We start from the raw sequence: 11,053 nt of genomic DNA, 5'->3' as shown, positions 1-11,053 counted from the left end.
GCTGGGTACGCTGTTTGTGCTGGCGGCCAACACCTTGCTGCGGCCGATCGTCAATAACATCAACCGCCAACCCTTGGACGTGGTGTCGGCAGAGGTTACCAATATCCTTTACGTGATTGCGCGACGCAGTCAGCAACAGGCCGTGATGGTGTTGCTGGAAGCCGAGTTGGCACGCTGCAACTACCCAGCCAGTGATGTCGATGTGCGGCCGTTCGGCAGCGACGAAGTGGAAATCGAGGCCATCCTGGCCGCCACGTCGGTGGATGGTGATGAGCTGGATGCACTGGTAGCGCGCCTCTCAACTTCAACCCTGGTGGTACAGGCTTTCTGGAGCCCGAGTACTACCGACTGACCCTGATGAGTTAGCCAGGATTGGCTAAGCTTGATTGTGGAAAAATCCTACATCTAGTCCGGATTATCCCTTCAGTTGAAACATCATTGCGTTGCTAAGGTTGGGCACTTGCGGCTGTTGGGTCATTGAGGTCCGGCGTCCGTGATTATGCTGAGTTAATTGAAGGGGCCAGACACGGCTTGGTTACCGTACTGATAAGGCAGCGCCGCTCGTCGGAACTGTCATTTCTCACAGGTACCCAGATCCGGTGTGATGTGTAAGGGTATTTTGTCCACATAGGGAAGTTTTATGAGCAAAGCATTAATTGTGGATGACCATCCGTTTATCCGGGCGACGGTCAAACACCTCTTGCAGTTGGAGGGTTTTGTTGAAATTTTTCAGGCAGGGGATGGCGCAGATGCCATGCAATTGGCGAGGGAGCAACGTCCCGAGCTGATCATCCTCGACCTGGCGATGCCTAAATTAGGCGGGTTGGAGGTCATCAGCCGGATCAAGGCGTTGGGCTTGCCGTGCAAGATTCTGGTGCTGACGTCCTACCTGGCAGTGTTCTTTTCCACCCGCTGCATGCGCGCCGGCGCCATGGGGTTCGTCGCCAAGACCGGCGAACTGGATGAGCTGCAAAAGGCTATCAAGGCGATCATGTCGGGCTACAGCTGCTTCCCCAGTTTGCCGACCAGTTCGGTGCGGCGCGACGATTTGCAAGAAACAGAACGGCAGATGATCGAATGTTTGTCTGACCGCGAACTCACCGTACTGCAAATGCTCGCCCTAGGGTTGGGCAACAAGGAAATCGCCGAGCAAATGCTGCTGAGTCACAAGACCATCAGTACCTACAAGACTCGACTCAAGGAGAAGTTGCGAATGTCTTCGGTAGTGCACTTATCCAAGTTTGCCCAGCGCAACCATCTGATCTGATCTGAAATGATCGCCACCGTGTTTATCAGGTTCGTCACGATCCTTTGGATGAGCCTGTTACCTCTGATCGCGGTGGCCCTTGAAGAGCCTCACGCTTTGCGGCTGTTGGGGCACTCTCATATCGAAACCCCGCAAGTGGCGCTTGACGAGGCCGATTGGCGTTGGCTGCGTGAGCGACGCTCGTTGCTGATGGGCGTTTCGGCGCCCGATTACGCACCTTTTGACTTGACCAATAACAACGACGAACTCGAAGGGATCACGGCTGATTTTGCCGCATTGGTCGGCCAGGCCCTGCATATCTCCATCGAGGTTCGGCGTTACGACACCCGCGATGAGGTGGTCGAGGCGCTGAAGCAGGGGGCGGTGGATTTCCTCGGTTCCGCCAATGGCTATGAAGCGGCCGACCCGCAACTGCTGCTGTCTCGCTCTTATGCCAACGACCAACCGACCCTGGTGACCCGCAGCGGTGACAGCCAGGTATTGAATGACGGCCTGGCCGGCAAGCGCGTGGCAATGCTCTATCACTACATGCAGCCCGACGCCGTACGGGCGTTTTACCCCAAAGCCCAGTTGGAACTGTTTGCCTCGACCTTCGAAGCCATTGGCGCCGTGGCGTTTGGTCGTGCCGACGTCTACCTGGGGGATGCCATCAGCAGCAATTACCTGATCAATCGCAACCACCTCAATAATGTACGCATGGCGGATTTTTCCGGCCTGGAAGTCAACCCGTTTGCGTTTGCCGTCACCCGGGAAAACACGCGTTTGCTGCCCATCCTCAATGCCGCGCTGGAGGCGATTCCCGCCAGCGAGCAGATGGAAATCCTGCGCCGCTGGAGCGGAGGTAACCTGGGCATAATCGGCGTTGACCGGCTGCACTTGAGCGCCAGTGAGCAACGCTGGGTGCAGAAAAACCCACGGGTCAGGGTCGCGGTGCTCAATGACTTCCTACCGTTATCTTTTATTGGTGGTCGAGGTCAATTCGAAGGGTTGAGTGCCGAGGTGTTATCGCGCATCAGCTTGCGCACCGGCTTGAAGTTCGATGTGGTGCCAGGCAGTTCGTTGCCGCGCCAGGTCAACATCGTCAGTGCGGGGACGGCGGACATGCTGGCGGTTATCACCCCCAGTGTGGAGCGGGCCGAAAAAGTACGCTTTACCCGGCCCTACCTGACCAACCCCTTTGTGCTGGTAACCCGTGACAGTCCACACAGCCCGCTCACGTTGGAGGAGATGGTTGGCAAACGCTTGGCCATGGTGGTTGGCAATGGCCTGCACGATGAGATAGCGCAGAATTTTCCAGGCGTGATGTTTGTCGATGTGGAGAACCCCCAGCAAGCCATGGCGCTGGTGGCCAACGGTGACGCCGATGGTGCGGTCAACTCATTGATCAGCGCGCGCTATTTGATCAGCCGGTATTACCGCGACCGCTTGCGTGTCACCAGTACGGTCGGCACTGAGCCTGCACGCGTGACCTTTGGGGTCAACCGCAGTCAGTTGGAGTTGTATTCGATCCTCGACAAGGCGCTGCTGAGTATCACCCCGCAGGAAATGGACGAATTGATTGGCCAGTGGCGCAGCGAGGTCATCATCGAGGACAGTTACTGGTTGCGTTATCGCAACGTGATTCTTCAGGGTTTTGGGTTGGCGGCGCTGTTGTTGGCCGTCACGCTGGGCTGGGCCATTTACCTGCGCAGCCTGATTCGTAAGCGGCTACAGGCCGAGCGAGCGCTGAGCGATCAGATGCGGTTTATGAGCGTATTGATCGACGGCACGCCGCACCCGATTTACGTGCGTGACCGCCAAGGGCGGTTGATGGCCTGCAATAACGCCTACCTCGACGTGTTTGGCTACAAGCTTGAAGACGTGATCGGCAGGACGGTGGTGGAAACCGACGTCGAAAACCCGCCACAGGCCCAGTCGTTTCATCAGGATTACCTGCGCTTGATGGCGGGGGGCGAGCCGCAGATTCATGACCGAATACTCAAGGTGCCCAATGGCGATGTGTTGACCATTTACCAATGGATGCTGCCGTATCGCGACGGCGACGAGAAAGTAGTGGGCATGATTGCCGGTTGGGTCGACGTGAGCGAGCGGCATCGGTTGCTTGGCCAGCTACAGGAAGCCAAGGACGATGCCGATGCCGCCAATCGCGCCAAGACTACCTTCCTGGCGACCATGAGCCACGAGATCCGCACGCCCATGAACGCCGTAATCGGCATGATCGAGCTGGCGTTGAAAAATGCCGAGCAGGGGCGGGTCGACCGCGACGCCCTGGAGGTGGCTTCGGTGGCTTCGCGGGGCATGCTGGAGTTGATCGGCGATATTCTCGATATCGCGCGCATTGAGTCCGGGCACTTGTCGCTGACCCTGGAGCCCGCCAACCTGCATGAGCTGTTAGCGTCGGTCGCGCGCGTGTTCGAGGGGCTGGCCCGCGCCAAGGGGCTGGCGCTGCAGGTTGAGCTGGACCCGTTGATTGACCGGGCGGTGCTGGTCGACCCGCTGCGATTCAAGCAGGTGGTATCGAACCTTTTGAGCAATGCCATCAAGTTCACTTCTCATGGGCAGGTCAGTCTGGTTGCGCAGGCGGTGGTCGAGGACGATCGCTTGGCCGTCCAGTTATGGGTGCAAGACACCGGCATCGGAATCAGCATCGCCGATCAGCAGCGGTTGTTCAGTGTGTTTATCCAGGGCAGCAATAACCAGCAGTCGGCACGTAGCGGGTCTGGGCTGGGGTTGGTGATCAGCCGCAGCTTGTGTGAAATGATGGGTGGTCAATTGCACTTGAGTAGCGTGCTGGGGCACGGTACTCGGGTGGACGTGGCGTTGACCCTGGCCATGTCCGCCACGCTGCCGGCCCCGGTTGAGCCTGCGCAAGAGGCGGCGCCTGAGGGCCGTGCGCTGAAGATTCTGGTGGTGGACGACTACCCGGCCAACCGCTTGCTGCTGGCTCGACAGTTGAGCTTTCTGGGCCACCATATCGTCACGGCCGAAGACGGTGTTCAAGGGCTTGAACAGTGGAGAGCGGGGCAGTTCGACGGCGTCATTACCGATTGCAACATGCCGTTCAAGAACGGCTATCAGCTGGCACAGGAGATTCGCGCGCAAGAGCGTGAACAGGGTCTGGAACCCTGCCTGTTGCTGGGGTTCACCGCCAACGCACAACCGGAGGAAGCCGAGCGCTGCCGGCAGGCGGGCATGGATGGCTGCCTGTTCAAGCCAACCGGGCTTGACGACTTGCGGTCGGCGCTGGCCTCGCGTGTGGCCGACGCGGGCCCGCAGCCCGTGGCGACATTTGACTTGAGCACATTGGTCGCGCTGACCGGCGATGATCACGCTGCGCTTGTCGAATTGCTGGCGCCGTTGCTCGAAAGCCTGGAGGCAGACCGTGCCTTACTGCCGCGCCTGGCCAGCCAGGCAGATTTTGCCAAGCTGCACGACCTGGCTCACCGTGCCAAGGGCGGCGCGCGGATGGTCAAGGCAAACCTATTGATCGGTGGGTGTGAAGCATTGGAGGCAGTGTGTGAACAGCGCGACCCTCAGGCATTGGGGCCAGCGGTTGAGGGCGTGGCTGAAGCGATCGATGTTTTGCGTCATGGCTTGAGCGCTTATTGCAATCAGCCTTGACTGCGGTTGATCGCCATTCGGGAAATTTGGGAAAACTCTTACGCAAACCGGGAACATGCCTGATTTTGTCGTCGGCATATGTCTGGAAAATGGGCAGCGCTCACTGCCGAGCACTGCCTGCCAGGGGTTTGCCATGCCGAACAAAGCACTGACCATCCTGATTGCCGATGAACAGCATCTGCAACGCCTGTACATCGAGAAAATGCTCAACCGGTTGGGCTATTACCGGATCGTGCCGGTGCAAACGTTCGAAGAGGTGCGGATTCTTACCGCCATTCCTGCCGAACCCTTCGATGTGCTGATAATCCATGCCGGGCTGATGGCCCAAGCCTATGAACCTCAGCCCCAGGTGCGTCATGTACTGGTCTACGAACATCTGGACCTGGGCGCCCCGGGCGGTGTAACGCCGGCCGTGCGGGTGCGCCTGCCGGGCGTGCCGGACCACGTCAACCTCGAACACTTCATGGACATCGTCGACCCCTGCGAGACTGCCCACGGCCTGCGGGTGTTGCCGTGGTTGCGGGAGTTGTCTCGCATGCCGGTGGCCCGGGCCTAGTCCACAGCCATTGCTCGCTCCTACAAGAGGGCGCTTTAAGGGGTTACTGTATGCCGCGAAATTTGCGCGCCAGTTCGAGCGCCACCTTGCCGCTGTCGGCGCCGGGTACTAAATGGGTAAACGGAATATCGATCATCCGGTTCTCACGCACCGCTCGCAGCGTCGATAGCACCGGGTCGGTGGTCAACAATTGGCGCTTGCGGCTGGCGGGGGACCAGAGGGCGTCGGCCAATAGAATGATGTCAGGGTCTTTTGTCAGCAAAGTTTCGCTGTTCACGGTCACCCGCGAAAGAGGTGCATCAGCCAGCACGTTACGGCCACCCGATGCCGCCAGCAGGGCGGTGACAAACCCTCGTTGACCTTCACTGGCGAGGCCGTTGACCTCACTGTCCAAGTAAAATACCGATACCGGTTGGGCGTTGTCAGCCAATGCCTGGGCATGTTGCAGGTCGGCGTCCAGTGCGTCGCTCAGGGCCTGGGCGCGTTGCGATTTGTGCAGCAGGGCGCCAAGGGTGAGCAGGTCCTGGCGGATGTGCTCGAAGTAATCCAGGTTGTGCCCGGCGCACGCGGACTCCAGCAGGTAGGACGCCACGCCGTTATCGGCCAGGCCCGTGCGTGAGCTCACGCCCTTGCCGAACGCGCTGGCGAAACCGCCCACCACCAAGTCGGGGCGCTGTGCATACAGCACCTCGCTGGAGGGATATTGGGCGGCAATCACCGGCACTTCGAAATACCGGCCCTGTCGATGCGCTTTGTCACTGTCGTCCAGATAGGCCACGCCCACCATTGAAGGCCTGGCATCCAGCGCCAGCAAGAGGTCGGCCGCGTGTTGATTGAGGGCGACGATGCGCGAGGGTGGCGCGTGTGGCAGTGCCCAGGCCTGGGCGCAATTGGTGTAATTGTCTGCCTGCACCGGTGTTGCGCAGAGCGGGGCAATCAAGCATACGCACCACATTTTCATGCGCGCTCCTTGAGCAGTAGATCGTCAACCACTTCACCGCCTGCCAGGTGCATATCCACCAGGCGTATCACATCCGCCTTGCTGTGCACGCCGTACCAGCAGCGCTGCGGGTAAACCGTGAGCACCGGCCCGAGGTTGCAGGGGAACTGGCAATGGGTGCGGGTCAGCAGCACGCCGTCGGGCACTTCGATGCGTTGCAGCTCCAGCAACCGGCGGCGTAGGGTTTTCCACAGTTGCAAGGCTCCACGCTGGGTGCAGCGCGGGCCGGTGCACAGGAATACATGGTGGCTGTGGTCAGGAATTCGCGACCAGTCGGGGTGGGTGTCGACCCCGTCGATTGGCGTGATGTCAGCCATCAGAAGCGATACCTGTAACGCACCTCTGCGGTGAAGGGGCGGCCGAGGTTGTCGACGTTGTTGGCGCGACTGGTGACGTAGTCGCGGTCGAACAGGTTTTCCACCAGCAGGCTCAAACGATGCCGGTGGGCACTGTCCAGATAGCGATAGGCGTCGGCGTCCACCACAGAATAATGCCCGTACTCGACCTGCTTGGCGCTGATGACATCGCGGATATAACGCAGTGCCGCGCCTGCACCCCATAGGCGGTTTTGCGATTCAAAACCGATGCGTGAGCGGGCGAAAAAACTGGGAATATCGTTAAGGGTGACCCCGGCGCGGGATTCGGTCAGGTTGCGGGTCATGTCGGCCTGCACGCTCCATTGGTCGTTGAGCGCCAACCTGGCGTCGGCCTCGAAACCGCGCATCTGGATCTGGCCCTGACCATTGACCCACTGCACATCGTCTAGAGTGATCAGGTCGGTAATCTTGCGTTTGAACAAGGTGACGCTGGCGCTGAAATCGCGTTCCGCAAGTTGCCCTGTGTAATCAACGCCCAGCTCGGCGTTGCGGCTTTTCTCCGGCTTGAGGTGGCGGTTGCCCTGTTCGTCCGCTTCGTTGACGAACAGCTGTTCGGCATTGGGCAGCTTGTAGGCGGTGCCGTATTGGCCGCGCAAGGCCCAGTGATCGTTGAGGTTGTAGAGGGAGGTGAGCATACCGACGGTGGCACTGTCACCGCCGCTCATGGCCTCGTGGCGTACGCCGAGGCTGGGGTGCCAGTCGGGCAGGGCGTCGATCTGCGGGCGCAGTTGGCTATACAGCGCGTGGGCCTGGGCTTTGTTGTCGTCGATCACCAGCACATCGTCCTGGCCCTTGAACCATTGGTTGTCGCTGCCGACGATCACTACATGGCCGCCCGGCAACTCGGCTTTGCCTTCGGCTTGCACGCCCCAGTCGGTGAAGCCCCAGTAGTCGTTATGGTTGATAACCTGGGTACCACCACCGTCTAGGTTGTTGAGGCGGGTATAGCGGGTATCCCAATCGTTGATGTGGCCCTTGACGAAATAACTCAGGCGTTCGTCGAGGCTTTGCTCGAACGTGGCTGTGGCGATTTGCTGTACACGGTCGTTGGTAGTTTTGTGGGAGGCTACCGGACGGGCGAAATCTAGGTTGGCGTCGGCGTATTGGTAGAACAGTTCCAGGCGCGAATCATCGCCAAAAGATTGAACTGCTTTGGTACCGAAGGTAGTGACTTCGTAAGAGCGTTTCTTGTCCGTGACATTTTTCATATCGCGATTGCGAAACGGCTGGTAGCCCTCGGACGCATTGCGGCTGACGTAGGCCAGCACGCCCAGGTCGCCCCAGCCGTTGCTGAAAATCTTCTCGACCCGTGCGTCACCCGTGGTGCCGCCGAAGGTGTCGAGGCCCATATTCACTTCGCCGGCAGCCGCCCGCGTTTGTGGGCTGCGAGTCACGATGTTGATCACGCCCGATACCGCCTGGGTACCGAACAGCAGGCTCTGGCCGCCCTTGAGCACTTCGATGCGTTCAATGGCATTGGCCGGCAGGGTGTCGAGGTACAGGCCACCGTACAGGCGGTTGTTCAAGCGCACGCCATCGAGCAGGATCAGGGTGTCATCGTTGCGCCCGCCGAGCAGGGAATAGGTGCCATAGTCGAACGGGCCGTTCTTCGGCGCCACATACAGCCCGGGAATGAACATTTGCATCACCCGAGACACGTCGGCTGAAGGGCCGGCCCGCTCGATCTGTTCGCGGCTGACCACGTTGACGTTGCTGCCGTACTGGGCCATGGCCGCAACCGTGCCGGACTCTACTGAGGGCGCCGAGACGATTTGCGGGTTGAGCACCAAGGGAGTGTTGTCGGCCAGCAGCAACGGGCTGAACAGGCAACTGATCAAGGGAGTGAATGAATGTCGGATCATAGTCTTCTCGAAAGTATCTTCGCAGAAGCACGCAAGAGAAGGCATCGAGCACACGCCAATACCGGCCCATGCCCGCCCACCGCAGGAGTTTGCCAAACAGAAATTCCAGGCCGGTCTCCGGGCTCATGCGTATGGATACCTTCACCTTCCCATGGCGCGAGGGCCACAGTGGTGTGTCGAAGGGATCACGCATCTACCGTTGCGGGGGCAGCACCGGACTTGCTCAACATGAGCGTACCGGTTTCCCGTTTCACCCCAAGCACGGCGGCAGGGGGCACCTGAAACAGGCGGGCATCTGAACACTCGCACGAGTGCTCGTCAACTTTCCCGCCTCTCCCAGCTGTATGTTTTTCACCGATCAGTCGGCTTTGCCGTGCTCCCGCAACCGCTCAGCGGCACTGCGTAACAACTGCTCGGTCGTGTCCCAACCCAGGCAACCATCGGTCACCGAAACGCCGTATTTCATCGACGCGCTCAGCGGCTGGCAGCCTTCGAACAGGTGACTCTCAAGCATCATGCCGACCAGCGAGGTATCGCCTTGCAAGCGCTGCTCCAGCACCTCATTGAATACCGCCGGTTGGCGCAGCGGGTTCTTGCCGCTGTTGGCATGGCTGCAGTCGACCATGATCCGCGCCGCCACTTTGGACTTGGCCAGGTCATGCTTTACGTCGGCCACGCTTTGCGCATCGTAGTTCGGTCCACGGTGGCCGCCGCGCAGCACCAGGTGGGTGTCGGGGTTGCCGGGCGTCTGGATGATCGCCGGGTGGCCCTGGCTGTCGACGCCGAAATGGCGATGCGGGTGAGAGGCTGAGCGCATCGCATCGCAGGCAATGGCGACGCCACCGTCGGTACCGTTCTTGAAGCCCACGGGCATGCCCAGGCCGCTGGCCATTTCGCGGTGAATCTGCGATTCGGTGGTGCGTGCGCCAATGGCGACCCACGTGAGCAAGTCATCGAAGTAGCCGGCGGCCATGGGCTGCAGCAACTCGGTGGCGACCGGCAGGCCCAGGCGCAGCATTTCACGCATCAGCTCGCGGGACAGGGTCAGGCCGGCGGCCATATCATCGCTGCCGTCCAGGTGCGGGTCGTAGGCCAGGCCTTTCCAACCCACCGTGGTGCGCGGTTTCTCGACGTAGGCACGGATCACCAGCAGCATCTGGTCGCTGACTTCAAGCGCGAGCTTCTTCAGATTGCGCGCGTATTCCATGGCCGATTCCGGGTCGTGGATCGAGCACGGGCCGACAATCACCAGCAAGCGTGAATCTTCACCATTGAGGATGGCGCGCACGGCTTGGCGATGGGCGTGGACTTGTTCATTGAGGAACGGGCTGAGCGGGAGCTGATGCTTGAGCTCAAGGGAGCTGGGCAAACGCTGGGTCAGGGCTTCATTGGCACTGTTGAGGGTGGAGACGGGCAAAGCGGCGACGGAGGAGTTCATATTCAAGGCTTCCTGGGCAAGCGGCGGGCGATTCCCGCACGCTTGGCCTACTGGGGTGTTCGACAATTGGCCGTATCGGCTACGTGTGTTGGCTTGCCACCACGGGGTGACCGGTCGGAGGCGGCAGGCTGTCCCGAACGGAGCTGGCTAAATCGCCATGCAGTGCAAGTGTCGTAGCGGTAATAGGTGGTGAAGTTCATGGTGTGATTCCTTTAAGTGATCGTGAGCAAACAGGTTGTCAGGCGCTAAAAAAACAAAACCCCCGGTCGGGGAGCCGACCGGGGGTTTAGATTTCTCTGGTAGGCGACCCCTTGAGTAGTGGGCGCCGATTTCAGGTATCAGGCGCGCCAGTGGCTAAACCAATACCCAAAATAAAAGCCGGCCAGTGCGCTCGAACCGTTCACACGGGTAGCCGACACCGAGCGCAAGGCGCTGGCAGCAGGGCAAACCTGAGTGTGGGTGAGTGGCAACATGGGGCTCTCCAAATGATGGGGGGAGCTTACTAGAGGCGTGCAGGTGGATTCAATCAGTAATTTCTATTGTGTGGCGGTACTTACCGCTATGGGCATAGGTATCTACACAACTTTGCTGCGACGCTGGACCTGTGGCGAGGGAGCTTGCTCCCGTGACGGACTGACAGGCGACGCATCTCTACCTGACACCCAGGATCCAAATGTGGGAGCTGGCTTGCCTGCGATGACGGCCTGCCAGTCGACACAGGGTGTCAGACCGAGTACATATCCATTCCTGCGGTAACGGCCACTTAGGGTTCCGCCCTGACGGCGGCTCACTTTGCAAAAGCGGCAAAGTAAGCAAAACGCTCTTGCCCCACCACTCGGCACCTCGCCTAGGCTCGGTGTGCCCGTAATCCGCCAGTGATTTGGGGGGCCGCCGCCACGCGCCATCCATGGCGCGGGGCGGCTAAACCGGCA

Annotated in this window: 7 protein-coding genes, 1 pseudogene and 1 riboswitch; of the genes and pseudogenes, 4 read left to right on the top strand and 4 right to left on the bottom strand. The window is 60.0% G+C overall.

Annotation, left to right across the window (positions count from 1 at the left end; translation table 11 throughout):
- The 4 genes and pseudogenes from GIW04_RS21855 to GIW04_RS21840 all read left to right on the top strand — a co-directional run.
- Positions 1-352: pseudogene (locus GIW04_RS21855) on the top strand (MgtC/SapB family protein); the annotation flags it as partial.
- A gap of 288 nt (positions 353-640) precedes the next feature.
- Complete coding sequence (locus GIW04_RS21850; RefSeq protein WP_003190370.1) at positions 641-1,267, top strand: response regulator transcription factor; 627 nt, start codon at positions 641-643, stop codon at positions 1,265-1,267.
- A gap of 48 nt (positions 1,268-1,315) precedes the next feature.
- Positions 1,316-4,888 carry a transporter substrate-binding domain-containing protein gene (locus GIW04_RS21845; RefSeq protein WP_120249163.1) on the top strand — a complete coding sequence of 1,191 codons (3,573 nt, stop codon included), beginning with the start codon at positions 1,316-1,318 and terminating at the stop codon, positions 4,886-4,888.
- 133 nt (positions 4,889-5,021) lie between these two features.
- Positions 5,022-5,444 carry a hypothetical protein gene (locus tag GIW04_RS21840; protein WP_003190372.1) on the top strand — a complete coding sequence of 141 codons (423 nt, stop codon included), beginning with the start codon at positions 5,022-5,024 and terminating at the stop codon, positions 5,442-5,444.
- A gap of 43 nt (positions 5,445-5,487) precedes the next feature.
- On the opposite strand, the gene GIW04_RS21835 is transcribed toward GIW04_RS21840, so the two are convergent.
- From GIW04_RS21835 to GIW04_RS21820, 4 genes are all read right to left on the bottom strand, one after another.
- Positions 5,488-6,405, bottom strand: coding sequence for an ABC transporter substrate-binding protein (locus GIW04_RS21835; RefSeq protein ID WP_094775427.1), 918 nt, complete (start codon positions 6,403-6,405; stop codon positions 5,488-5,490).
- Positions 6,402-6,761, bottom strand: coding sequence for a (2Fe-2S) ferredoxin domain-containing protein (locus GIW04_RS21830; protein ID WP_003190374.1), 360 nt, complete (start codon positions 6,759-6,761; stop codon positions 6,402-6,404). Before GIW04_RS21830 ends, GIW04_RS21835 begins: the two co-directional genes overlap by 4 nt.
- Complete coding sequence (locus tag GIW04_RS21825) at positions 6,761-8,683, bottom strand: TonB-dependent receptor plug domain-containing protein (RefSeq protein ID WP_120249128.1); 1,923 nt, start codon at positions 8,681-8,683, stop codon at positions 6,761-6,763. The genes GIW04_RS21830 and GIW04_RS21825 overlap by 1 nt, the downstream gene beginning before the upstream one ends.
- A 91-nt stretch (positions 8,684-8,774) precedes the next feature.
- Positions 8,775-8,980, bottom strand: a riboswitch (cobalamin riboswitch).
- Positions 8,981-9,041: 61 nt separating this feature from the next.
- Complete coding sequence (locus tag GIW04_RS21820; protein ID WP_057710137.1) at positions 9,042-10,121, bottom strand: 3-deoxy-7-phosphoheptulonate synthase; 1,080 nt, start codon at positions 10,119-10,121, stop codon at positions 9,042-9,044.
- Positions 10,122-11,053 lie beyond the last annotated feature (932 nt).

The organism is Pseudomonas sp. PA-4-8C (assembly GCF_021606625.1).
Classification (GTDB): Bacteria; Pseudomonadota; Gammaproteobacteria; order Pseudomonadales; family Pseudomonadaceae; genus Aquipseudomonas; species Aquipseudomonas lactis.
Note: the sequence above shows the minus strand (reverse complement) of the source record. Positions and strands in the feature narration are given on the sequence as shown.